General features: G+C 61.3%; 22 protein-coding genes and 1 pseudogene. 4 read left to right on the forward strand and 19 right to left on the reverse strand.

Annotated features, from left to right (window positions below):
* The first annotated feature begins 5 nt into the window (after positions 1-5).
* Positions 6-830: an IS3 family transposase gene (locus J3Q04_RS02125; protein ID WP_434611621.1), complete on the forward strand. Its 825-nt coding sequence runs from the start codon at positions 6-8 to the stop codon at positions 828-830.
* 705 nt (positions 831-1535) lie between these two features.
* On the opposite strand, the gene J3Q04_RS02130 is transcribed toward J3Q04_RS02125, so the two are convergent.
* From J3Q04_RS02130 to ubiE, 10 genes and pseudogenes are all read right to left on the reverse strand, one after another.
* Complete coding sequence (locus J3Q04_RS02130) at positions 1536-3452, reverse strand: methyl-accepting chemotaxis protein (RefSeq protein WP_434561092.1); 1917 nt, start codon at positions 3450-3452, stop codon at positions 1536-1538.
* A 119-nt stretch (positions 3453-3571) separates the two neighbouring features.
* A complete protein-coding gene (locus J3Q04_RS02135; RefSeq protein WP_420767021.1) occupies positions 3572-4279 on the reverse strand; it encodes a 16S rRNA (uracil(1498)-N(3))-methyltransferase in 708 nt (235 codons plus the stop codon).
* Positions 4276-5070 (reverse strand): twin-arginine translocase subunit TatC, encoded by a 795-nt coding sequence (tatC, locus tag J3Q04_RS02140; RefSeq protein ID WP_420767022.1) that lies wholly within the window; start codon positions 5068-5070, stop codon positions 4276-4278. Before tatC ends, J3Q04_RS02135 begins: the two co-directional genes overlap by 4 nt.
* A complete protein-coding gene (gene tatB / locus J3Q04_RS02145) occupies positions 5067-5480 on the reverse strand; it encodes a Sec-independent protein translocase protein TatB (RefSeq protein WP_420767023.1) in 414 nt (137 codons plus the stop codon). The genes tatC and tatB overlap by 4 nt, the downstream gene beginning before the upstream one ends.
* A 10-nt stretch (positions 5481-5490) precedes the next feature.
* Positions 5491-5778: a twin-arginine translocase TatA/TatE family subunit gene (locus J3Q04_RS02150; protein WP_420767024.1), complete on the reverse strand. Its 288-nt coding sequence runs from the start codon at positions 5776-5778 to the stop codon at positions 5491-5493.
* 24 nt (positions 5779-5802) lie between these two features.
* A complete protein-coding gene (locus tag J3Q04_RS02155; protein ID WP_047699744.1) occupies positions 5803-6135 on the reverse strand; it encodes a phosphoribosyl-ATP diphosphatase in 333 nt (110 codons plus the stop codon).
* Positions 6128-6526 carry a phosphoribosyl-AMP cyclohydrolase gene (gene hisI, locus J3Q04_RS02160; RefSeq protein WP_420767025.1) on the reverse strand — a complete coding sequence of 133 codons (399 nt, stop codon included), beginning with the start codon at positions 6524-6526 and terminating at the stop codon, positions 6128-6130. The genes J3Q04_RS02155 and hisI overlap by 8 nt, the downstream gene beginning before the upstream one ends.
* Before the next feature lie 125 nt (positions 6527-6651).
* Positions 6652-8256, reverse strand: a complete 1605-nt coding sequence (gene ubiB / locus J3Q04_RS02165) for a ubiquinone biosynthesis regulatory protein kinase UbiB (protein WP_420767026.1) — start codon at positions 8254-8256, stop codon at positions 6652-6654.
* Positions 8253-8877: pseudogene (locus J3Q04_RS02170) on the reverse strand (ubiquinone biosynthesis accessory factor UbiJ). The gene ubiB and the pseudogene J3Q04_RS02170 overlap by 4 nt, the downstream one beginning before the upstream one ends.
* Positions 8877-9647: a bifunctional demethylmenaquinone methyltransferase/2-methoxy-6-polyprenyl-1,4-benzoquinol methylase UbiE gene (gene ubiE / locus J3Q04_RS02175; protein WP_420767027.1), complete on the reverse strand. Its 771-nt coding sequence runs from the start codon at positions 9645-9647 to the stop codon at positions 8877-8879. The pseudogene J3Q04_RS02170 and the gene ubiE overlap by 1 nt, the downstream one beginning before the upstream one ends.
* Before the next feature lie 154 nt (positions 9648-9801).
* Here ubiE and J3Q04_RS02180 point away from each other — a divergent pair, with 154 nt between their 5' ends.
* The 3 genes from J3Q04_RS02180 (at position 9802) to J3Q04_RS02190 (ending at position 11686) form a co-directional block, all read left to right on the forward strand.
* Positions 9802-10077: a polyhydroxyalkanoic acid system family protein gene (locus J3Q04_RS02180; protein WP_420767028.1), complete on the forward strand. Its 276-nt coding sequence runs from the start codon at positions 9802-9804 to the stop codon at positions 10075-10077.
* 258 nt (positions 10078-10335) lie between these two features.
* Complete coding sequence (locus tag J3Q04_RS02185) at positions 10336-10758, forward strand: phasin family protein (RefSeq protein ID WP_420767029.1); 423 nt, start codon at positions 10336-10338, stop codon at positions 10756-10758.
* Between the two features lie 10 nt (positions 10759-10768).
* The gene (locus tag J3Q04_RS02190) at positions 10769-11686 is read left to right on the forward strand and encodes a phasin family protein (RefSeq protein ID WP_420767097.1); all 918 of its coding nucleotides are present in this window, start codon (positions 10769-10771) and stop codon (positions 11684-11686) included.
* A gap of 190 nt (positions 11687-11876) precedes the next feature.
* Here J3Q04_RS02190 and J3Q04_RS02195 read toward each other — a convergent pair whose 3' ends face one another.
* From J3Q04_RS02195 to argS, 9 genes are all read right to left on the reverse strand, one after another.
* Positions 11877-12497, reverse strand: a complete 621-nt coding sequence (locus tag J3Q04_RS02195; RefSeq protein WP_420767030.1) for a TetR/AcrR family transcriptional regulator — start codon at positions 12495-12497, stop codon at positions 11877-11879.
* Positions 12498-12554: 57 nt separating this feature from the next.
* Positions 12555-14237, reverse strand: coding sequence for a class II poly(R)-hydroxyalkanoic acid synthase (gene phaC, locus J3Q04_RS02200; protein WP_434608211.1), 1683 nt, complete (start codon positions 14235-14237; stop codon positions 12555-12557).
* Between the two features lie 111 nt (positions 14238-14348).
* A complete protein-coding gene (phaZ, locus tag J3Q04_RS02205) occupies positions 14349-15206 on the reverse strand; it encodes a poly(3-hydroxyalkanoate) depolymerase (RefSeq protein WP_039592414.1) in 858 nt (285 codons plus the stop codon).
* A gap of 107 nt (positions 15207-15313) precedes the next feature.
* A complete protein-coding gene (phaC, locus tag J3Q04_RS02210) occupies positions 15314-16993 on the reverse strand; it encodes a class II poly(R)-hydroxyalkanoic acid synthase (protein ID WP_434561082.1) in 1680 nt (559 codons plus the stop codon).
* Between the two features lie 278 nt (positions 16994-17271).
* Positions 17272-17649 carry a gamma-butyrobetaine hydroxylase-like domain-containing protein gene (locus J3Q04_RS02215; RefSeq protein WP_420767033.1) on the reverse strand — a complete coding sequence of 126 codons (378 nt, stop codon included), beginning with the start codon at positions 17647-17649 and terminating at the stop codon, positions 17272-17274.
* A gap of 167 nt (positions 17650-17816) precedes the next feature.
* Positions 17817-19154 (reverse strand): ATP-dependent protease ATPase subunit HslU, encoded by a 1338-nt coding sequence (gene hslU / locus J3Q04_RS02220; protein WP_039592417.1) that lies wholly within the window; start codon positions 19152-19154, stop codon positions 17817-17819.
* 43 nt (positions 19155-19197) lie between these two features.
* A complete protein-coding gene (hslV, locus tag J3Q04_RS02225; protein ID WP_007968352.1) occupies positions 19198-19728 on the reverse strand; it encodes an ATP-dependent protease subunit HslV in 531 nt (176 codons plus the stop codon).
* Between the two features lie 191 nt (positions 19729-19919).
* Positions 19920-20624, reverse strand: coding sequence for an SPOR domain-containing protein (locus J3Q04_RS02230; protein ID WP_420767034.1), 705 nt, complete (start codon positions 20622-20624; stop codon positions 19920-19922).
* Between the two features lies 1 nt (position 20625).
* Positions 20626-22362 carry an arginine--tRNA ligase gene (argS, locus tag J3Q04_RS02235; RefSeq protein WP_420767035.1) on the reverse strand — a complete coding sequence of 579 codons (1737 nt, stop codon included), beginning with the start codon at positions 22360-22362 and terminating at the stop codon, positions 20626-20628.
* Between the last annotated feature and the right edge of the window lie 14 nt (positions 22363-22376).

Genomic DNA, 22376 nt, shown 5'->3' on the forward strand with positions numbered 1-22376 from the left:
ATGAGCTGGACGAGCAATACGGCGTTAAAAGGTGTTGCCGGGCGTTTGGGATCAACCGCAGTAGTTTCTACGCCTGGCGCCAGCGCCAAGGCAGAGCAAATCCTGAACGGGACAAGCTCAAAGCCGCGCTGGTCAGGCACCACAGGGCGTCCAGAGAGTCGGCCGGCGCACGTACTTTGTCCAAGGAGCTAAAAGCCAAAGGGCATCGTATCGGACGTTATATGGCTCGCAGTTTGATGCGCGAAGCTGGCATCGCTAGTCGTCAGCGCAGGCGCCATAAGTACAAGTCGCCGGGCGTTGAGGCATTGGTGGCGCCGCACGTGCTCAAGCGAAAATTTGATGTAACGGCGGTTAACCAGGTGTGGTGTGGCGACGTGACTTACATCAAGGTCGGCAAGCGGTGGATGTACTTCGCCGCCGTTCTGGATCTGTACGCTCGGAGGATCGTGGGTTGGTCGTTCTCGATGATTTCTGATGCCAACCTGACCTGCGAAGCGCTACGCATGGCGGTTGAGCTACGCGGCCACCCCCAGGATGTGTTGTTTCATTCAGACCAAGGTTGTCAGTACACCAGTCATAAATTCCGAAACGAGCTTGTGAAACACGGGTTTAGGCAAAGTATGAGCCGTAAAGGCGAGTGCTGGGACAACGCCCCCATGGAGCGTTTCTTTGGTAGTTTGAAATCAGAGTGGGTTCCTGAAACGGGCTACAAACTGGAACATGAGGCCCGGGCAGACGTGCAGCGCTATGTCTCGCGCTACAACATCAGCAGGCCTCACAGCTACAACGACTACCGGTCGCCGGTCGCGAAGGAAAGGTTGGCGGCGTGAACCTTAATCGGTGTCCAAGATTACTTGACCAGTTCAGGCTCGCTCCCACAATGGATTTGCGGTGTACGTGAGAGCTGCGGCGCTGAAGATCAAATGTGGGAGCGAGCCTGCTCGCGATGAGGCCGGCATATTCAACATCTCCACTGGCCGTGACACCGCTATCGCGAGCAGGCTCGCTCCCACAGTGGATTTGCGGTGTACGTGAGAGCTGCGGCGCTGAAGATCAAATGTGGGAGCGAGCCTGCTCGCGATGGGGCCGGCACGTTCGACATCTTCACTGGCCGTGACACCGCTATCGCGAGCAGGCTCGCTCCCACAATGGGTTTGCGGTGTACGTGAGAGCTGCGGCGCTGAAGATCAAATGTGGGAGCGAGCCCGCTCGCGATGAGGCCGGCATATTCAACATCTCCACTGGCCGTGACCCCGCCATCGCGAGCAGGCTCGCTCCCACAATGGATTTGCGGTGTACGTGAGAGCTGCGGCGCTGAAGATCAAATGTGGGAGCGAGCCCGCTCGCGATGGGGCCGGCACGTTCGACATCTTCACTGGCCGTGACACCGCTATCGCGAGCAGGCTCGCTCCCACAGTGGGTTTGCGGTGTAGGTGAGAGCTGCGGCGCTGAAAATCAAATGTGGGAGCGAGCTTGCTCGCGATGAGGCCGGCACATTCGATTTCTTCTTTCGCGAGCAAGCCCTCTAGTCCAAGTTAAACCCTGAACCGCCCCACCAACGTTTGCAAGTGAACCCCCAGCCGCGCCAGTTCAGCGCTCGAAGCTGCGGTTTCCTCGCTGGACGACGCTGTCTGCTCCGACACATCACGCACATTCAGCACGCTGCGGTTGATCTCCTCAGCGACGGCGCTTTGCTGTTCGGCAGCCGCGGCGATCTGTTGGTTCATCGACTGGATCGCCGACACCGTGCGCGTGATGTTCTCCAGTGAGCCCCCGGCGCGGCGGGTCAGTTCGACGCTGCTGTCGGTCAGGCTGCGGCTGTTGTCCATGATGGTCGCGACCTGTTCGGTACCGTTTTGCAAACCGACGATCAGCTCTTCGATTTCTTCGGTGGATTTCTGGGTGCGTTGGGCCAGGCTGCGAACCTCGTCAGCCACCACGGCGAAGCCTCGCCCGGCTTCACCAGCACGGGCTGCCTCGATGGCTGCGTTGAGGGCCAGCAGGTTGGTTTGCTGGGCCACGGACTTGATCACGTCCAGGACGCTGCCGATCTTGTCGCTTTCACGCTTCAGATCGCCCATGGCAGCGGTGGAGTTGCCCACCTCTTTAGCCAGGCGCTCGATCTGAGCGATGGCTTCGCCAACCACCTTGTCGCCTTCACGGGCCTGTTGGTCGGCTGCGACGGCGGCTTCGGAAGCTTCCTCGGCGTTGCGGGCCACTTCCTGCACCGTGGCGGTCATCTCATGCATGGCCGTGGCAACCTGATCGGTTTCCACTTTTTGACTGTTGACCCCGGCGCTTGTCTGCTCGGTCACGGCGGAGAGTTGGTCAGCGGCGCTGGCAATCTGGGTGACGCCTTCACCGATGCCACCGATCAGCTGCCGCAAGCCCACGGTCATGCGTTGCATGGCCCGTTGCAGTTGGCCGAGTTCGTCGCGGCGGTCAGACGTGAGGTTGTGGGTGAGGTCGCCTGCGGCGACGCGTTCCGCCACCTTCAGCGTCTCATCCAGCGGGCCGACAATCTGGCGGGTAATGACCAGGGCAGCGACCACGCCAAACAACAGGGCCAGGGCGGCGGCTGCGATCAGGACGGTCTTGGCTTGAGCGGTGTCGTGGTCGCGCACGGCGGTCTGGGACACGGTGAGTTTCTGGCTGGAATCGATCAATACCTGGCCTTGCTCGATCATGCGCTGCAGCGCAGCGCCGTTGTCGAGCTGGGAATCACGAAACTGGCTGACCGCCGCTCGATAGACATTCATCGAGTCGCTGGCCTGCTGAAGTTTGTCGGCGTGCTCCTCGGGCAACTGGGCTGGCAAGCGTGCCAGCAGTTTCAGGACATCGGTGATTGCGTCGATGGCCGGTTGCTGGGCCTCGCTTTTGCCGCTGTAGGTGTAGCCGCGAACCTGATAGCGCGCCTGTTGGATCGCCTTGCTCAGGGTCACTATGTTGTTGAACTGGGCAATATCGCCGCCTTGCAGCAGCGATTTTTCTACCTCGGCGACGCGGGCCACGGTGTTGTCGGCGCTGGCGCCCAGTTTGCTGCGGGCATCTTCGCGGCTGACGGTGGCGCTGGTCATCAGCTCGAAAGCACTTCTGTATTCGGCGACGGCGGCCAATTGCTGGTCGACCAGCGCAACGTCCGCCGGCCGTTCAATCAACTCGCGAGCAGTCTTCAGCCCGGCTTCGAGTTTGCCGAGCAGGTCGTTGACCTGTTGCGGCCCTTTCTCGCCTCGGGTGTTGTTGTAGTCGGTGCTGGCCAGGTTCAGGTCCTTGCTCAAGTCATTGAGACTGGCAATGAACCCCAGCTTGTCGCCCCGGCTGATGACATTGCCCAGGCCGGACCAACCGGTGAATGCAATCATCAAGGTGAGGAACAGCACGAGGCCGAAGCCCGCGCCGAGTTTGCGATTGACGCTTACATTTCCCAGACCCTGGGCAAGCCACCGGAACATGCTGATACTCCCTTGGAGCGTTTATATTGGTTTTATGGGGACTGTATCGGCGGCTTTGGTGGGTTCTGTAGGCGTTTGCCGAGATTTCGTGGCGAGGTGTCTGTCAGCGTGTTGCAGGGTCAGAACAACCGCGCCAGCAGGGCAGTGACGGCGGTCTCGACCCGCAGGATCCGGTCGCCCAGCTGCACCGGCTGCAGGCCGGCCTTGCCCAGCAGGTCGATCTCGTAAGGAATCCAGCCACCTTCCGGGCCGATTGCCAGGGTCACCGGTTCCGTCAGTGCCCGGGGGCAAGGCGGATGATTGCCGGGGTGGCCGACCAACCCGAGGGTGCCATCGACGATGGCCGGCAGGCGATCCTCGACGAAGGGCTTGAAGCGCTTTTCGATGACGATCTCAGGCAGCACGCTGTCCCGGGCCTGCTCGAGGCCCAGGATCAATTGCTCGCGAATGGCTTCGGGCTCCAGGAATGGCGTCTGCCAGAAGCTTTTCTCCACGCGGTAACTGTTGACCAGTACCACACGCGGCACGCCCATGGTCGCCACGGTCTGGAACACTCGCCTGAGCATCTTCGGCCGCGGCAATGCCAGTACCAGCGTCAGCGGCAATTTGGCTGGCGGTGGCTGGTCGAGGGTCACTTGCAGTTCGGCCTCGCGAGGGTCCAGGCGCAGCACCTGGGCGGAGCCCATCAAGCCGTCGATGCGGCCGACCCGCAGGCTGTCGCCGACAATACAGCGATGGACTTCCTGCATATGGGTCAACCGACGGTCGCTCAGGACGACGCGGTCAGGCCCGATGAAATCGGCCTCTTCGAGCAGCAGCAGGTTCACGCTTGGGTCGCTGGCGGCTGGTCGTTGTGATCATCGACGGGCTGGTCCTCAGGCTCTTCCCGGCGCTTGCGCACCAGGCCGCCGAACAGGATGCCGATTTCAAACAGCAGCCACATCGGTACCGCCAGCAAGGTCTGGGAGAAGATGTCCGGTGGTGTGAGGATCATGCCGACCACAAAGCAGCCGATGATCACGTACGGGCGGATCTTCTTCAGGTAGGCGACATCGACCACGCCGATCCACACCAGCAGCACCACCGCCACGGGGATCTCGAACGCCACGCCGAAGGCGAAGAACAGCGTCATGACGAAATCCAGGTAGCTGGTGATGTCGGTCATCATTTCCACGCCCGCCGGGGTGGCGGCGGCGAAGAATTTGAAGATCAGCGGAAACACGAAGAAGTAGGCGAAGGCCATGCCCGTGTAGAACAGCAGGATGCTCGACACCAGCAGCGGCACGGCGATGCGTTTTTCGTGCTTGTACAGGCCCGGTGCGATGAAGCCCCAGATCTGATGCAGGATCACCGGGATCGCCAGGAACAGCGAGACCATCATCGTCAACTTCAGCGGCGTCAGGAACGGCGACGACACGTCGGTGGCGATCATCGTCGCACCCACCGGCAGGTACTCGCGCAGCGGCGTGGAGACGAAGGTGTAGATCTGCTGGGTGAAGGCAAACAGCCCGGCGAAGATAACGAAAACCGCCGCGACGCAACGCAGCAGGCGGGTGCGCAACTCGGTGAGGTGCGATACCAGCGGCATTGGCTGGTCGTTTTCAGGAATATCGCTCATGGGGCTCGCGGCGGCAAAGTGGGATCGTTGGGAGTCGGTGTCGTCGCAGGCGCCGGATCGACCGGTTTAACCGGTTCAGCCACCGCTGGCGAGGCTTCGACAGCCGGTGCCTGGGGTGCGGTCGTCGGCTCGGCCACAGGCTGGACCGGCGTCGGCTCCTGTTGGGTCGGCGTGAAGATTTTTCGCGCTTCCTGTTCCAGCGACAGGATGTGTTCGTTGTGCAGTTGCCGACGGATGTCGTCGGCACCGATTTCACGTTCAACTTCCTGTTTGATCGCATTGAAGCTGCGCTTCAGGCGGCCGATCCACAGGCCGGCGGTACGCGCAGCGCCCGGCAGGCGCTCGGGACCCAGCACCAGCAGGGCAACGAGGCCGACGAGCAGCAGTTCAGTGAAGCTGATCCCAAACATTAGTCAGTGCTCACGAGTCTTTGCGGGTTGGCTCTTCGACTTTCTGGGCCTGCACGTCGATGGTGTTCGGTGCATTCACAGGCTGTGTGGCCTGCGGGTGGACCGGTTGGGCCGGTGGCACGGGTTGAGCCTGGTTGGTCGTGGTGTCGGCCGGTTTCTCGTCATCGTTCATGGCCTTGCGAAAACCCTTGATCGACTCACCGACATCGGTGCCGAGGTTCTTTAATTTCTTGGTGCCGAACACCAGCACCACGACCACCAGAATGACGACCCAGTGTTTCCAATCAAAAATACCCATGTGGTTATTCCTCTCAAGAATTGATCAGGCGGATGGGCGCGAGGCTTTCTCGACGTGCCCGGACAGACCGAAGCGACGGTCCAGTTCATCCAGTACAGCCTGGGGATGCTGCCCCAGCTGGGCCAGCATCACCAGGCTGTGAAACCAAAGGTCGGCGGTCTCGTAGATCACGTCGCTGCAGTCTCCGCTGACGGCGGCGTCCTTGGCGGCGATGATGGTCTCGACCGATTCTTCGCCGACCTTTTCCAGAATCTTGTTCAAGCCCTTGTGGTACAGGCTGGCGACATAGGAGCTGTCGGCCGCTGCGCCCTTGCGCTCTTCCAGCACCTGGGCCAGGCGGGTCAGGGTGTCACTCATGGGTATGTCCTGAATAGATGGCATGCGGGTCCTTGAGCACCGGGTCGACGGTTTTCCAGTCGCCGTTCTCGAAGACTCGATAGAAGCAGCTTTGACGGCCGGTATGGCAGGCAATTTCTCCGACCTGCTCGACCATCAGGATGATGACGTCACCGTCGCAATCCAGGCGCATCTCATGCAGGTGCTGCACATGCCCGGACTCTTCGCCCTTGCGCCACAGCTTGCCACGGGAACGTGACCAATAGATGGCGCGATTCTCGGCAGCGGTCAGCGCCAGTGCCTCGTGGTTCATCCAGGCCATCATCAACACGCGCCCGGTCTTGTGATCCTGGGCGATGGCCGGCACCAGGCCGTCGGCGTCCCATTTGATCTCGTCCTGCCAGTTTTTCATCTTCGGTCCTGACGGCAGCTTCAAGCTTCCAGCTGCAAGTAAAAGCGATTCTGTGTAGGGGTTGAGTGATAGGTCCAACCGTTTGAGCTCGCGGCTTGCAGCTTATCGCTTGCAGCTGTTTCGTGCTATCGGCGAACGACCAGATACAAACCAACGGCCACCATGACGCCGGCGGGCCAATGGCCCAGTTGGCTCAACGGCCCACCGGCCGCCAGCACCGCGCCGCCACCCAGGTGGGCCGCGCCGAGCAAACGCAGGAACCAGTCGTCCCGACGGCGTTTCCATGGTGGAGCGGGGTCGTTGGCGTGGGGTTGGGACATGCGTTCGAGCAGGTCGCGGGTCATGTTGGCCAGGTGCGGGAGCTGTTCGAATTGGCTCTGGACGTTGCCCAGCAAGGCTTTCGGGCTCATCCGCTCGCGCATCCAGCGTTCGAGGAAGGGCTGGGCGGTGTTCCAAAGGTCCAGGTCCGGGTACAGCTGGCGGCCGAGGCCTTCGATGTTCAACAGCGTTTTTTGCAGCAGTACCAGCTGCGGCTGAACTTCCATGTTGAAGCGTCGCGCGGTCTGGAACAGGCGCATCAGGACCTGGCCGAAGGAAATATCCTTTAATGGTTTTTCAAAGATCGGCTCGCACACAGTGCGTATCGCCGCTTCGAATTCGTTGAGCTTGGTTTCGGCGGGCACCCAGCCCGAGTCGATGTGCAACTGCGCGACGCGGCGATAATCGCGCTTGAAGAAGGCGAACAGGTTGCGGGCCAGGTAGTCCTGGTCCTCGGGGGTGAGGCTGCCGACGATGCCGCAGTCGATCGCAATGTACTGCGGGCTCCACGGCTGCACCGTACTGACGAAAATGTTGCCTGGGTGCATGTCGGCGTGGAAGAAACTGTCGCGAAACACCTGGGTGAAGAAAATTTCCACACCGCGCTCGGCAAGCAGTTTCATGTCGGTGCGCTGGTCGGCCAGGGTCGCCAGGTCGGTGACCTGGATGCCGTAGATGCGCTCCATCACCAAGACTTTCGGCCGGCACCAGTCCCAATAGACTTGCGGCACATAGAGCAGCGGCGAGCCTTCGAAGTTGCGACGCAGTTGGCTTGCGTTGGCGGCCTCGCGCAGCAGGTCGAGTTCGTCGTAGATGGTCTTTTCGTAATCCTGGACGACGTCCACCGGGTGCAGCAGGCGCGCGTCGGCAGACAACCGCTCGGCGGCGCGGGCAAGAATGAACAGCCACGCCAGGTCCTGGGCGATGATCGGCTTCAGGCCGGGACGAATCACCTTGACCACCACTTCTTCACCCGTCTTGAGCTGGGCGGCGTGGACTTGGGCGACCGACGCCGAGGCCAGGGGCTCGACATCGAAGCGACTGAAGACCTCGCTGATCTTCTTGCCCAATTGCCCTTCGATCAGCGCCACCGATAACTTCGAGTCGAACGGCGGCACGCGGTCTTGCAGGAGCATCAGCTCATCGGCGATGTCTTCGGGCAGCAGGTCGCGACGGGTCGAGAGGATCTGCCCGAACTTGATGAAGATTGGCCCCAGGTCCTGCAAGGCCAGGCGCAAGCGTGCGCCGCGAGTCAGGTCCAGGGTACGCCGGGGGAACCAGCGCCATGGCAACACAAAGCGCAGCGCCAGGAGGAACCAGGGCAGCGGCAAGGCGAACAGCAGGTCATCGAGGCGGTAGCGGATCACGACGCGCTGGATGCGCAACAGACGGCGGACGGCAAGCAGCTTCATGCGTTATCGCTTGGATTCAAGGGATCGGGAAAGGCGCTCGAAACGCGCCTCGAGACGTTCCAGGTCAAGCTTGACCTGGTCCAGTTCATCAAAACGGGCCTGGGCCTCGCGTTGGCCCACGAGGGTACGCGATTCTTCGGCCAGGTATTCACTCAGATTCTGTCCCAGGCTGGCAAAGCCCTGGCGGTACCAGCGGCTGCGGCTGCGCAGGTGACCGCTGAGCAATTGGGTCGCCACCGGACCGATCCAGCGGGACATTTCGTATTCCCAGTCCAGCACCAGGTCCTGAAGGATCGCCGCCAGCTCCAGCAGCACACCGCTGTCGCCGTCGAGCTCGACGTCCGGGCCGTGCAGCACGGCGGTCTTGTTCTTGCTCAGCGCTAGCTCCAGCAGGCTCGATGCCGGGGCTCGCAGCGTGCAATCGGCTTCGGCTTCCCAATGGGCGGCGAGCATCAGGCCTTCATCGCTGGGCAGGATAAACAGTTGCAATGCCGGGTTGCGGCAGTCGACAGCGATCACCTTGCCACTCAAGCGCGCCAGGCGCACCGGCGCCGTACTGTCCAGGCGCAGGACTCGGTTGATCCCGAGTTCCACGCTGGCGAGCAGGCCGGTGAGCAACATCAGGGCTTGATACCGCGGTGCAGGGCGACGATGCCTGAAGTCATGTTGTGATAGGTCACCCGGTCGAAACCGGCCTCGACCATCATCGACTTCAGTGTTTCCTGGTCCGGATGCATGCGGATCGATTCGGCCAGGTAGCGATAGCTTTCCGCATCGTTGGTGATCAGCTTGCCCATCAGCGGCATGAAGGCGAACGAATAGGCGTCATAGGCCTTGGACATCAGCGCATTGGTCGGCTTGGAGAATTCCAGCACCAGCAACCGGCCACCAGGCTTGAGCACGCGCAACATCGAGCGCAGGGCGTCTTCCTTGTGGGTCACGTTGCGCAGGCCGAAGGCGATCGTCACGCAGTCGAAGTGGTTATCCGGGAAAGGCAGCTTTTCGGCATCGGCCTGGACGAACTCGACGTTGCCGGCCACACCCAGGTCCAGCAGGCGGTCGCGGCCTACCTTGAGCATGGACTCATTGATGTCGGCGAGCACCACGTGGCCGGTCGGGCCGACGATGTGGGAGAACTTCCTGGTCAGGTCGCCCGTGCCACCGGCGATATCCAGCACGCGGTTGCCGCTGCGCACGCCCGACAGCTCGATCGCGAAACGCTTCCAGAGACGATGCATGCCGCCCGAAAGCAAGTCGTTCATCAAGTCATACTTGGCCGCCACCGAGTGGAAAACCTCAGCGACTTTTTCCGCCTTCTGGCTTTCCGGCACGTTCTTGAAGCCGAAGTGAGTGGTGGGTTCGGCATCGCTGCCTTTGCGCTGATCAGTCATATCGCTGTCACCAAAAAAGAATGCGGGACATTCTAATCCCGGTGGAGGGCTTTGTCTTGGCAAGGCTGCAGGTAAGATGAACCATCGCCCGGACGTTTTGACGCAGGCAGGGTCTGAACGTTCAGGCAAGTCTCGATCAAGCAGGAGTTATCAGATGGCCCGTATAACGGTTGAACGTGAACATGGCTTGGGCAAGGAAGCGGCCCGTGAAAAGGCTGAGAAGTTGGCGCAGAAACTGTCCGACAGCTATGGCCTGGAGCCCACGTGGGAAGGCGACACGCTGAAGCTCAAGCGCTCCGGGGTCAAGGGCGAAGTGCATGTAGGCGAGGATTCGATTCGCGTCGATGTGGAGTTGGGCATGTTGATGTCGGCCATGAGCGGCACGATCAAGGGGGAAATCGAAAAGGCGCTGGATAAGGCGTTGGCTTGATTGATTGGAAACGCGCAAAACTTAAGTTGAGCAAAATCTCCTGTGGGAGCGAGCCTGCTCGCGAAAGCGGTGTGCCATTCAATACTGATGTCGCTGATACCCTCCATTCGCGAGCAGGCTCGCTCCCACATTGGAAATCAGATGTCTCGGGATTTGTGTCGGTTGTTAGGGTGCCGTTTCTAATTATTGCCACTACTTTGTGCCTGAGCCCGTCCGTGTGCGGGCAGTTCCTCAAACCTTTTTCGAGTGAGGTGCACCATGGCCAAAGTTATCCTGAAGAAAAAAACGGACGTTGAATCTTCCACGCTGAGCGACGTGAAAACGTATGCGCGCAAGATCTGGCTAGCGGGCCTGGGCGCCTATACAAAGGTCGGCCAGGAAGGCAGCGAGTACTTCCAGGAGTTGGTAAAGGCTGGCGAAGTAGTTGAAACCAAAGGCAAAAAGAAGATTGCCGGGAAACTTGAAGCGGCCAATAGCGAACTGATCGAAGCCAAGTCCGAGGTCAATACGTTCAAGGCCAGGGTCGAAGTTCAACTCGACAAAGTCGAGAAAGTATTCGACGCGCGTGTTGCAAGTGCCTTGAATCGTATCGGCATTCCGTCTAAACATGACGTTGAGGCACTCTCTGCTAAGCTCGATGAGCTGACGGCATTGCTCGAACGTGTCGCGCGTAAACATTAAGGAGAACGGGATGGCTGGCAAAAAAATCACCGAAAAAGAAGGCAGCTCGTGGGCCGGGAAGATTGAAAAGTACTCCCGCAAAATCTGGCTTGCTGGTTTAGGCGTGTACTCGAAGATCGACACTGACGGCAGCAAACTCTTCGAGTCCCTGGTAAAGGACGGCGAGAAAGCCGAAAAACTCACCAAGACGGCAGTCGGCAAGCAAGTCGACGCAGCCAAGGACTCTGCCGAGTCCGCCAAGTCGCGCATCAGCGGCGCGAAGGACCGTGCGTTGGGCACATGGGGTGAGCTGGAAGGGGCTTTTGACAAGCGCCTGAACAGCGCGATCTCCCGTCTGGGCGTGCCCAGCCGCAATGAAGTCAAGGAACTGCACAACAAGGTCGACACCCTGACCAGGCAGATCGAAAAACTCACCGGGGCCAAGGTCACACCGGTTGCGACCAAGGCTACGGCAACCAAGACGGCGGCGGCCAAGCCTGCGGCGAAGGCGGCGGCCAAGCCACTGGTCAAGGCGGCGGCCAAGCCTGTGGCAAAAGTGGCGGCCAAGCCTGCGGCCAAAACCGCAGCGGCCAAACCAGCTGCGAAGGCAGCGGCCAAGCCGGTAGCAACCAAGGCTGCGGCTAAACCCGCAGCTAAACCGGCGGCGAAAACCGCCGCAGCAAAACCGGCTACCGCCAAACCGGCAGCCAAGCCAGCGGCAAAAGCGGCGGCCAAACCTGCGGCCAAGGCAGCAGCGAAACCCGCAGCGGCCAAGAAGCCGGCCGTGAAGAAACCGGCTGCACCAAAAGCGGCTGCACCGAAGGCGCCAACCGCCGCCGCCAAACCGGCAACAGCTCCGGTGAGCACGGCGAACTCCGCCTCGGCTCCAACCCCGGTGGCCACGCCAACATCTACGCCGACTCCATCGACGCCTCCCACCCAGTCCTGATCTACAGAGCTGAAAAAAACGCCCGGCCTGTAATGGCCGGGTTTTTTTTGCGCCATAGAACCCTACTGTGGGAGCGAGCTTGCTCGCGATGGCGGTGTGCCGGTACACATTGTCGTTGAATGTGCCGCAGCCATCGCGAGCAGGCTCGCTCCCACAATGGGTATGCCACTGCCACTGCCACTGCCGCTCGTTATTCGTGCTCTTCCAGATACCGCAACGCCATTTGCTCGGTGGCGACCTTGATCGCCGGCGGCAGGTGTGGCGCCACCAGCATCATGACCTGATAGACCACCAGGCGAACGTCGCCTTCGCGATCCAGGATCCGCTGATAGTCCAGGGAAAACAGCAGGGTCATGGTGACCTGTTCCACCAGTTGCCCCAACGCCTGGGTGTCGCTGACCAACAACCCCTGGGCCTTGAGTTGCGCCAGCAATGAGGCCAGGGTTCGCTTCAGCGCGTTGAGCAACTGGCGAATACCCTTGGCCAGCTTCGGCAGGCGCCCGGCCAGGTTCGACAGGTCCTGGAACAAGAACCGGTACTGAGCGAGGCGTTCAACGATCAGGTGCAGGAACAGCCAATAGTCCTCCGGCGCCAGCTGTGCATCGGCAGGTGGGTCCAACAGTGGCGCCAGCTCGGCCCGGAATCGCTCGAACAATCCGAGTATCAGCGGTTCCTTGCCGTGGAAGTGGTAATACAGGTTGCCGGGGCTGATGCCCATTTCGTTGGCGACTTCCATGGTGGAAACGTTCGGCTCGCCCTTTTCGTTGAATAACTGCAGGGCACATTCAAGGATACGGTCGCGGGTCTTCATCCGGTCTTCTTTATGGTGAGTCGTGCCACGGTCCGCGATGCGGCCGTGGTGAGGCCTTCAGCGCACCCGTACATAGTTTCCGGGCGCGGCTTCCAGAGGCGGATATTTGCTGTTGCCCAGCGCCATGACCGTTTCGCGCTGTTCGCCGGAGCGTTCCTGGATCCAGCCCAGCCACTGGGGCCACCAGCTCCCCTCGACGTGCTTGGCGTCGTAGTACCAAGCCCTGGGGTCGCTGCTCAGCTTCGGGTTCTCGATGTAGTTGGCCTTGGGGTTGCCCGGCGGGTTGAGAATGCTCTGCACGTGACCGCTGTTGGACAGCACGAAACGGCGGTCGCCCCCCAGCAGCAGCGTGGAGCGGTACACCGCGTCCCATGGGGTGATGTGGTCGTTGATGCCCGCCACGCTGAAGCTGTCCACCGTGACTTTTTGCAAATCGATCGGCGTGCCGCACACCTCCAGCGCGCCCGGGCGGGTCAGCGGGTTGTGCTTGAAAAAGTCCAGCAGATCGCCGTGGTACGCCGCCGGAAGCCGAGTGCAGTCGTTGTTCCAGTACAGGATGTCGAACGCCGGCGGCTCCTTGCCCAGCAAGTAGTTATTGACGAAATAACTCCATATCAGGTCGTTGGGGCGCATCCAGGCGAATACGCGGGCCATGTCGCGCCCGTCGAGAATGCCTCGCTGGTAGGAGCGACGCTTGGCGGCTTCGAGAGTCTGTTCGTCGATGAACAACGTTGCCGGGCTTTCCATCTCGCTGTCCAGCAGGCTGACCAGGTACGTCGCACTGGCGACCCGGCGCAGCTGGCGCTTGGCCTGCAAATGGCCTTGCAAGGCGGCGATGGTCATGCCGCCGGCGCAGGCGCCCAACAGGTTGACTTCCCGTGCGCCGGTGATCGCCCGGCAGACGTTCATGGCTTCTTGCGTCGCCTCGACATAGCTGGACAGGCCCCATTCACGATGGCGAACGTCGGGGTTGCGCCAACTGATGATGAAGACCTGCAAGCCGTTCTTCAGGGCGTATTGGACGAGGCTATTTGAGGGGCTGAGGTCGAAGATGTAGAACTTGTTGATCTGCGGCGGCACGATCAGCACTGGCGTGGCGAATTGCTTTTCGCTCATCGGTTTGTACTGGATCAGTTCCAGCAGCTCGTTGCGAAACACCACCGCACCGGGTGTGGTTGCCAGGGTCTTGCCGACTTCGAAAGCCTGGGGCGTGACCTGCCGGGGCAGCCCATCGTTGTGCAGCAGGTCGTCCACCAGGTGGCTGATGCCACGAATCAGGCTGGTGCCGCCGGAGTTGAACAGTTCCTTGATCGCCAGCGGATTGAGCAACGTATTGGAGGGCGACACCGCGTCGTTGAGCAGGGAGAAGGTGAAATGGGCACGGGCGCGATCGTCCTCGCTCATGTCGCTTTCGTCGATCCAGCTCCTGACCTGCTTTTGCCAGCTCAGATAGGCTTGCAGGCTACGACGATAGAATGGATTGAGCTGCCAGGTGGGGTCGGCGAAGCGCTTGTCGTTGGGGTTGGTGGGGTGCAGCGTTTCGCCCAGCAGCACGCGCCCCAGTTGACTGCCCAGCCGCAACGCATGCCGGGCGCTGTGCACCGGATTGCACAAGCCATGAGCGGCGACGTTGCGCAAGGTAGAAAGCAGGTCCCTGCCGCGCAGGCCGGTGACCGCGCTTTGTGCATTGATGAAACTGGCAGGGGCGGGCATGGAACCCTTCGCCGGTTTGTCGCGCATGAGTCAACTCCTTCGTCATCAGGCTAAAAACAAACACACCGAACCAGACAACATAGACGCTGTTTCGGGTAGTTGCGTGATCCGGCGTCCTGCCAGGCGCAATGGGCGGTGTCAGCCGCCACCCAGCGGTGCGGGATGTGGGTGCATGACCGCGCGCTGACGTTCTTCCTCCAGGAATTTCATGATGATCGGTGCCACGGCCTCGGCCCGGGTGATCAGGAACAGATGGCCGTCATCGATGATGTGCAACTGAGAATTGGGAATGCGCCAGGCCAGCATGCGCATGTTGATCAGGGGAATCAGCGGGTCGTCGTCTCCGGCCAGGATCAGCGTTGGCTGGTGGATCTTGTGCAGCCAGTGGATGCTGGTCCAGCCAAGGCCCGCGAAAAGCTGCCAGTAATAACCGAGCTTGCCGGCCGAACGCACCTTGGCCGCGTGACGGGCCGCCAGGCTTGGGTCGCGGCGGAACGAGCCGCCGTAGATCAGTGGAGCGATGCGCATGACATGTGACGGCTGCACGTAGCGCCGGGGGCTGGCCATCATCCACAGCACCTTCGGCTTGCCGGGCACCATGACCGCGCCGGCGGCCGTGGCGGCGAGCACCAGCTTCTTGCAGCGCTCCGGATAGTCGTGGGCGAACTGCTGCGCCAGGGCGCCGCCCCAGGACACGCCGATCACGTTCACCTGCCCGTAGTCCAGGTAATCGAGCATCCGCGCGGTGAGCTTGGCCAGGCCGGGAAAGCGATACGGCCGGCTCGGTGTAGACGAACCGCCGACCCCGGGCACATCGAAGGCGATCACTTCCAGGTCCGGGTCCAGGGCCTCGATGAATGGGAAGACCAGCTCCAGGTTGGCGCCGATGCCGTTGAAAATCAGCAGCGGGGTCAAATGGGGCTTGCCGGGACGTACCGCGGTGCGCAAGGTCTGGCCATCCAGGTCGACGGTACGGAAGATGTACGGTTGCGGCATGCTTCAAGCCCTGGGGTTAAAAAAGCAGAATGGCAGCTTCAAGCTTCAAGCTTCAAGCTTCAAGCTTCAAGCTTCAAGTTAAGGCGCTTGTAGCTTGAAGCTCACAGCTATCTTTCATGCACGTAAGTGCCCGGCGCCGCCTCACCGGCCACGTAGGTCTTGTTGCCCAGCACCGAGGGCGCTTTCTTTAGCTTGCCCGAGCGCTCGGCCTGCCAGGCTTGCCAGTGCAGCCACCAGGAGTCGGTGTGTTTGGTGGAGTTTTCCATCCAGTCCTCTGCCTTGGCCGGCATGTCCTCGCTGGTCATGTAGCGCGACTTGGGGTTGCCCGGCGGGTTGAGGATGCTCTGGATGTGGCCGCTGCTCGACAACACGAAATCAACCTTGCCTCCAAACAGCTGCGCCGACTTGTAGCAGGACTTCCACGGCGTGATGTGGTCGTTGGTGCCGGCCAGGGAAAAGATGTCGGCAGTGACCTGCTTGAGGTCGATCGGCGTGCCGCATACTTCCAGTGCATTGGGGCGGGTCAGCGGGTTGTTCTTGAACATCTCGATGAGGTCGCCATGGAACGCCGCCGGCAGTCGCGTGGTGTCGTTGTTCCAGAAGAGAATGTCGAACACCGGTGGTTCGTTGCCCAGCAGGTAGTTGTTGACCCAATAATTCCAGATCAGGTCGTTGGGACGCATCCAGGCGAAGACCTTGGCCATGTCGCGGCCTTCCAGTACGCCGGCCTGGTAGGAATGGCGCTTGGCCGCTTCCAGGGTCTGCTCGTCGACGAACAGGGCCACGTCGGTGTCCAGGGTCGTGTCCAGCACACTCACCAGCAGCGTCAGGGCATTGACCTTCTTCTCGCCGAGCGCGGCGTAATGGCCCAGCAGCGCGGTGCAGGTGATGCCGCCCGAGCAGGCGCCCAGCATGTTGACGTCCTTGCTGCCGGTGATGGCCGTGACAACGTCCACCGCTTCCTTGAGCGCTTCGATATAAGTCGACAGGCCCCACTCGCGCTGCGCCTTGGTGGGGTTGCGCCAACTGATGATGAATGTCTGCACGTTGCTGCGCAGGCAGAAGCGCGCCAGGCTCTTATCCGGGCTCAGGTCGAATACATAGAACTTGTTGATTTGCGGCGGGACCACCAGCAGCGGCCGCTCATGCACCTGCTCGGTGATGGGGCGGTACTGGATCAGCTCCAGCACATCGTTGCGAAACACCACGGCGCCTTCCGTCACGCCCAGGCTCTTGCCGACTTCGAAGGCGCCCATGTCGACCTGGCTTGGCATACCGCCGTTGTGTACCAAGTCTTTTGCCAGGTGGGACAAACCGTCGAGCAGGCTCTTGCCGCCGGTTTCGAAGAAGCGCTTGACCGCCGCCGGGTTGGCCGCCGAGTTGGTCGGGGCCATCGCCTCGGTCATCAGGTTGATCACGAAATGCCCGCGGCTGATGTCCTGGGGCGAGAGGCTGCTGTCGTCGATCCAGGCGTGCAGCTCCTTGCGCCACGCCAGGTAGGTTTGCAGGTAGCGTTTGTAGAGCGGGTTCTGGCTCCAGGCCGGATCGGCGAAACGACGGTCGTCGCTGGTGGGCTGCAACTCGGACTTGCCGAACAGGACCTTCCTCAGCTCAGCGCCGAAATGGGCCACATGCTTGACGCTGTGAAGGGGTTGTCTGATGGTCTGGGTCAGCACCATCCGGGCAGAGGCCAGCAGGTCCTTCCTGCGCAAGCCGACGACGGGATTCAAGCCCAGGGTGTTTTCCGAGGCTTGGTATTTCAACTCATCGTTGTTCTTGTTGCTCATCTACGACGCTCCATTGTCCTTCAGACGAGTACCGGGGCCGTGCCTTGAAGCCGCAAGGCCAATACCAGGTACGCTGCTCGGGGTGACCATTAATTCCGCATCGAGGGCAATGAGGAAACGTGTGCCAGGAACTCGCCGGTTCCTTTGCAGGGAACTTGCCAGCTCCATTGGTTACCCGAGTTTAATTTTTTTCGCAAGCAGGCCAGTCATTGACGATGCTGCGCAGGCATTCAAGCAGATGAGTCTAGAAAATTCGCCCTAAAGCGCCAGCCCGTGAGCTAGAGCATCAGCTTGACGACGGACTCGTTCGGATCGCGGGTTTTTCCGGCGGCCTTGAGCTCGGCGAGATAATCGTTCCACAGGACTTCCTGGCGCACTGCCAACTGATACAGGTAGTCCCAGGTGAACAATCCGCTGTCATGGCCGTCGTCGAAGGTCAATTTCAGTGCGTACTGGCCGGCCGGTTCAACCTTGGTCAGGCCGACGCCGAGCTTGCCGTATTGCAGGATGGGCTTGCCGTGGCCCTGGACCTCGGCGGAGGGCGAGTGCACCCGCAGGAATTCCGCTGGCAGGTGGTACTCCTCGTCTGGCGCGTACTTGAGCGTCAGGGTCTTGGAGGCTTTGTGCAGGTTGATGGCGGTGGGGAGTTTGGTCATGGCCTATGATCCGTCTCTGAAGGACGCGTTGATCTGCAAAACGACGCGGTTCATGTGGGAGCGAGCTTGCTCGCGATAGCGGTTTGACAGTCAATACATGGATTGAATGTTGTGCCGCCATCGCGAGCAAGCTCGCTCCCACAGGTCCGGGGAAACCTGTCGGTGGCTTACAGGATATAGCGCGACAGGTCTTCGTTCTGCGCCAACTCACCCAGGTGGCTGTTGACGTACTCGGCGTCGATGCGGATCGGCGCTTCGTTGTGGGCGCTGGCCAGGTCGCCGGCGCTGAACGAGACTTCCTCGAGCAGACGCTCAAGCAGCGTGTGCAGGCGGCGGGCACCGATGTTCTCGGTCTTTTCGTTGACCTGCCAGGCGATCTGCGCCAGGCGCTTGATGCCTTCGGGCGCGAACTCGATGTTCAGGCCTTCGGTCTTGAGCAGCGCGCAGTATTGCTCGGTCAGCGACGCATGGGGCTCGCTCAGGATGCGTTCGAAATCTTCCGGCGACAGCGCCTTGAGTTCAACACGAATCGGCAAGCGGCCCTGCAACTCAGGAACCAGGTCGCTCGGCTTGCTCAGGTGGAACGCGCCGGAAGCGATGAACAGGATGTGGTCGGTCTTGACCATGCCCAGCTTGGTATTGACCGTGCAGCCTTCGATCAGCGGCAGCAGGTCGCGTTGCACGCCTTCGCGGGACACATCGGCGCCGCCGACGTTGCCGCGCTTGGCGACCTTGTCGATCTCGTCGATGAACACGATGCCATGCTGCTCGACCGCTTCCAGGGCCTTGGCCTTCAACTCTTCTTCGTTGACCAGGCGGCTGGCCTCTTCATCGCGCACCAGCTTCAGCGCTTCCTTGACCTTGAGCTTGCGGCTTTTCTTCTTGCCCTTGCCCATGTTGGCGAACAGGCTCTGCAGCTGGTTGGTCATCTCTTCCATGCCCGGCGGCGCGGAGATGTCGACACCGGCCATCTCGGCCACTTCGATCTCGATCTCCTTGTCGTCCAGCTGGCCTTCGCGCAGGCGCTTGCGGAACAGTTGGCGGGTGTTGGAATCCTGTGTCGCGGCGGAGTCGGCGTTGAAGCCCATGCGCGCAGGCGGCAGAAGCGCATCGAGGATGCGTTCTTCGGCGGCGTCTTCGGCGCGATGGCGAACCTTGGTGATTTCCTGCTCACGCAGCAGCTTGATAGCGGCATCGGCCAGGTCGCGAATGATCGACTCGACGTCGCGGCCCACGTAGCCCACCTCGGTGAACTTGGTGGCCTCGACCTTGATGAATGGCGCATTGGCGAGCTTGGCCAGGCGACGGGCGATCTCGGTCTTGCCGACACCGGTCGGGCCGATCATCAGGATGTTCTTGGGTGTTACTTCGACGCGCAGTTCTTCAGGCAACTGCATCCGGCGCCAGCGGTTGCGCAGGGCAATGGCGACGGCGCGCTTGGCATCGTCCTGGCCGATGATATGGCGATTGAGTTCGTGGACGATTTCGCGGGGAGTCATGGACATAATAATTGGCGGTCCTCAAGCGGAAGTCTGGGCCTGGATGGGCTCACTCCGCGAGGTCCTGCTCCTCAATGGTCTGGGTGTGGTTGGTGAAGACACAGATGTCGCCGGCAATGCCAAGGGCTGTCTCAACGATTTCCCGGGCCGACAGGTCGGTTTTTTTCAACAGGGCGCTGGCGGCGGCCTGGGCGTAGGCCCCACCGGAACCCATGGCGATCAAGCCGTCTTCAGGCTCAACGACGTCACCGTTGCCGGTGATGATCAGCGAGGCATCCTTATTGGCGACCGCGAGCATCGCTTCGAGGCGGCTCAGGGAGCGGTCGGTACGCCATTCCTTCGCCAGCTCGACGGCGGCGCGGATCAGGTGGCCCTGGTGTTTTTCAAGCTGGCCTTCAAAACGTTCGAACAGGGTGAAGGCATCGGCGGTGGCCCCGGCGAAACCGGCGATGACCTGGCCGTGGTACAGGCGGCGGACTTTCTTCGCGTTGCCTTTCATCACGGTGTTGCCCAGTGAAACCTGGCCGTCGCCGCCCATGACGACTTTGCCGTGACGGCGGACTGAAACGATGGTGGTCAAGGGAAGAGTCTCCACGCAGCGGGGCGAAAATGCCCGGATGGAACTCATATGGGGGTGGCGTGGGGTTTTTCAACTGCAAGGGTGCGGAGGGGATGAGTGGTCCCTCGCTGTTTTTGGCAGAGGACTTCTTTGTGGCGAGGGAGCTTGCTCCCTCGCCACAAAAGCCCCCCGGTCACAGGGTGCAGCGAAAATCAGCGGCTCTGGCGTTGTTGTAACAACAGGTTGCTGAAGCCGCTGCCGGCCAGTTGTTTCTGGGCCTTGGTCAGCTCTTCCCGATTGCTGAACGGGCCAACCAGTACCCGGTACCAGGTTTCGTCCTTCACCGTGCCGGATTCCACCGAAACCGACTGGCCCAGCAAAATGATCTGTGCCCGGACTTTGTCGGCATCGGCTTCCTTGCGGAACGAGCCGGCTTGTAAGAAGAACTTCGTCACTGGCGCAGCCTTTTGCACGGGCGGCGCGGGTGGCGGCGTGATGCCAGCCAGGGCCGCCTGGGCGCGGGCGGTGTCGATCTTGGCGGCTTCGGCCGGGGTCACCGGTGTGGCCGGCACCTGAGGCACTTGTGGTGTCGGCAGGGTTTTCTCCGGCACGGCATCGGGCGGCACGATGACTTCCGATTCCGGCAGCAGGGTATAGAAGTCGTACTTCGGCTTCACCGGTTGCGTCGGGCTCGGCGGGGTCTTGTTGGCCTCGGCGATCCGCGTGGCTTTCTGCTGCTCTTGCCGCACGCGCTTGACGTCATCGCCCTGGCCCGGCTCCAGCTTCATCAGAAAGACAATGAAAGCGCCGACGGTCAGGCCGATGGCCATCCACAACCAGCCCGGAATCGGCTTTTTGGCCGGGGGCTGGTAACGACTGGCGCCGCGTTTGGGTGCAGGTTTTTTCTTGGCGGCCAACTTACATGCGCTCCAGGGTTTCCAGGCCCAGCAGTTCCAGGCCTTGCTTGAGCGTACGTCCGGTCAGCGCGGCGAGGCGCAAGCGGCTCTGCATTTGTGCCGGGGTGTCGGCGCTGAGGATCGGGCAGTTCTCATAGAAGCTGGAGAACAGGCCAGCGACGTCGTACAGGTAGGCACACAAAGTATGCGGTGTACCTTTGTCGGCGACGTTGTTCAGCACCTCGCCGAACTGGGCCAGCCTGGCCGCGAGCTCCTGCTCGTGGGCGGCCTCGAGGACAATCTGACCCTCCACTTCGTCGAAGCGTTTGCCGAGCTTGCGGAACACCCCCGCCACGCGGGTGTAGGCGTACAACAGGTACGGCGCGGTGTTGCCTTCGAAGTTGAGCATCAGGTCGAAGTTGAAGCTGTAGTCGCTGGTGCGGTGTTTCGACAGGTCGGCGTACTTCACCGCGTCGATGCCGACGACCTTGGCAATGTTGCGCAGTTCGTCTTCGGCCAGGTCCGGGTTCTTGCCCTTGACCAAGGTGTAAGCGCGGTCCTGGGCTTCGGTCAGCAGGTCGATCAATTTTACGGTGCCGCCGTCGCGGGTCTTGAATGGGCGGCCGTCGGCGCCGTTCATGGTGCCGAAGCCCATGTGCTCCATTTCCATCGGGTGGGTCACGAAGCCAGCCAGGCGCGCCACTTCGAACACTTGCTGGAAGTGCAGGGCTTGGCGCTGGTCGACGAAATACAACACCCGATCGGCCTTGAGCACGCCGTTGCGGTAGCGTACGGCCGCCAGGTCGGTGGTGGCATAGAGGTAGCCGCCGTCGGCTTTGACGATGATCACCGGCAGGGGCTCGCCATCGGCGGTCTTGAACTGCTCCAGGAACACGCACTGGGCGCCGTTGCTTTCTACCAGCATGCCCTTGGCGCGAAGGTCGTTGACCACGTTGACCAAGTCATCGTTGTAGGCGCTCTCGCCCATCACGTCGGCCATGGTCAGCTTGACGTTCAGCAGCTCGTAGATTTTCTGGCAGTGGGACAGGGAGATGTCCTTGAACTTGGTCCACAGCGCCAGGCACTCGGCATCGCCGGCCTGCAGCTTGACCACCAGGCCACGGGCGCGGTCGGCGAATTCGGGCGATTCGTCGAAGCGTTGCTTGGCGGCGCGGTAGAAGTTTTCCAGGTCCGACAGCTCGTCGCTGGTGATGGGGTTTTCCTGCAGATAGGCCATCAGCATGCCGAACTGCGTGCCCCAGTCGCCGACGTGGTTCTGGCGGATCACGGTGTCGCCGAGAAACTCCAGCACGCGCGCCACGCCGTCGCCAATGATGGTCGAGCGCAGGTGGCCGACGTGCATTTCCTTGGCGAGGTTAGGGGCCGAGAGGTCGACTACGGTGCGCTGCAATGGCCCGGCCTTGCGTACGCCAAGGCGCGCGTCGGCCAGGGCCGCGTCGAGACGCGAGGCCAGGGCCTGGGTGTTCTGGAAGAAATTGATGAAGCCTGGGCCGGCGATATCGGCCTTGCTGACGTTCTCGTCGGCCGGCAGCGCTGCGATGATCTTTTCCGCCAGGTCGCGAGGCTTCATGCCGGCCGGCTTGGCGAGCATCATCGCGATGTTGCTGGCGAAGTCGCCGTGGGTCTTGTCGCGGGTGTTCTCGACCTGAATCGCCGGCGACAGGCCTTCTGGCAGCACACCTTCAGTGACGAGTTGAGTGATGGCTTGCTGGATGAGCTGGCGAATGGTGTCTTTCATGGTCTTCTCTTTCA

This window comes from Pseudomonas sp. D4-21, assembly GCF_051132125.1.
Taxonomy (GTDB): domain Bacteria; phylum Pseudomonadota; class Gammaproteobacteria; order Pseudomonadales; family Pseudomonadaceae; genus Aquipseudomonas.

What these genes read in the sequence shown, in the direction of transcription:
- J3Q04_RS02130 (WP_434561092.1), bottom strand. Translation starts at nt 3,452, where the DNA reads ATGTTCCGGTGGCTTGCCCAGGGTCTGGGAAATGTAAGCGTCAATCGC.
- tatC (WP_420767022.1), bottom strand. Translation starts at nt 5,070, where the DNA reads ATGAGCGATATTCCTGAAAACGACCAGCCAATGCCGCTGGTATCGCAC.
- tatB (WP_420767023.1), bottom strand. Translation starts at nt 5,480, where the DNA reads ATGTTTGGGATCAGCTTCACTGAACTGCTGCTCGTCGGCCTCGTTGCC.
- J3Q04_RS02150 (WP_420767024.1), bottom strand. Translation starts at nt 5,778, where the DNA reads ATGGGTATTTTTGATTGGAAACACTGGGTCGTCATTCTGGTGGTCGTG.
- J3Q04_RS02155 (WP_047699744.1), bottom strand. Translation starts at nt 6,135, where the DNA reads ATGAGTGACACCCTGACCCGCCTGGCCCAGGTGCTGGAAGAGCGCAAG.
- hisI (WP_420767025.1), bottom strand. Translation starts at nt 6,526, where the DNA reads ATGAAAAACTGGCAGGACGAGATCAAATGGGACGCCGACGGCCTGGTG.
- ubiB (WP_420767026.1), bottom strand. Translation starts at nt 8,256, where the DNA reads ATGAAGCTGCTTGCCGTCCGCCGTCTGTTGCGCATCCAGCGCGTCGTG.
- ubiE (WP_420767027.1), bottom strand. Translation starts at nt 9,647, where the DNA reads ATGACTGATCAGCGCAAAGGCAGCGATGCCGAACCCACCACTCACTTC.
- J3Q04_RS02180 (WP_420767028.1), top strand. Translation starts at nt 9,802, where the DNA reads ATGGCCCGTATAACGGTTGAACGTGAACATGGCTTGGGCAAGGAAGCG.
- J3Q04_RS02185 (WP_420767029.1), top strand. Translation starts at nt 10,336, where the DNA reads ATGGCCAAAGTTATCCTGAAGAAAAAAACGGACGTTGAATCTTCCACG.
- J3Q04_RS02190 (WP_420767097.1), top strand. Translation starts at nt 10,769, where the DNA reads ATGGCTGGCAAAAAAATCACCGAAAAAGAAGGCAGCTCGTGGGCCGGG.
- J3Q04_RS02195 (WP_420767030.1), bottom strand. Translation starts at nt 12,497, where the DNA reads ATGAAGACCCGCGACCGTATCCTTGAATGTGCCCTGCAGTTATTCAAC.
- phaC (WP_434608211.1), bottom strand. Translation starts at nt 14,237, where the DNA reads ATGCGCGACAAACCGGCGAAGGGTTCCATGCCCGCCCCTGCCAGTTTC.
- phaZ (WP_039592414.1), bottom strand. Translation starts at nt 15,206, where the DNA reads ATGCCGCAACCGTACATCTTCCGTACCGTCGACCTGGATGGCCAGACC.
- phaC (WP_434561082.1), bottom strand. Translation starts at nt 16,993, where the DNA reads ATGAGCAACAAGAACAACGATGAGTTGAAATACCAAGCCTCGGAAAAC.
- J3Q04_RS02215 (WP_420767033.1), bottom strand. Translation starts at nt 17,649, where the DNA reads ATGACCAAACTCCCCACCGCCATCAACCTGCACAAAGCCTCCAAGACC.
- hslU (WP_039592417.1), bottom strand. Translation starts at nt 19,154, where the DNA reads ATGTCCATGACTCCCCGCGAAATCGTCCACGAACTCAATCGCCATATC.
- argS (WP_420767035.1), bottom strand. Translation starts at nt 22,362, where the DNA reads ATGAAAGACACCATTCGCCAGCTCATCCAGCAAGCCATCACTCAACTC.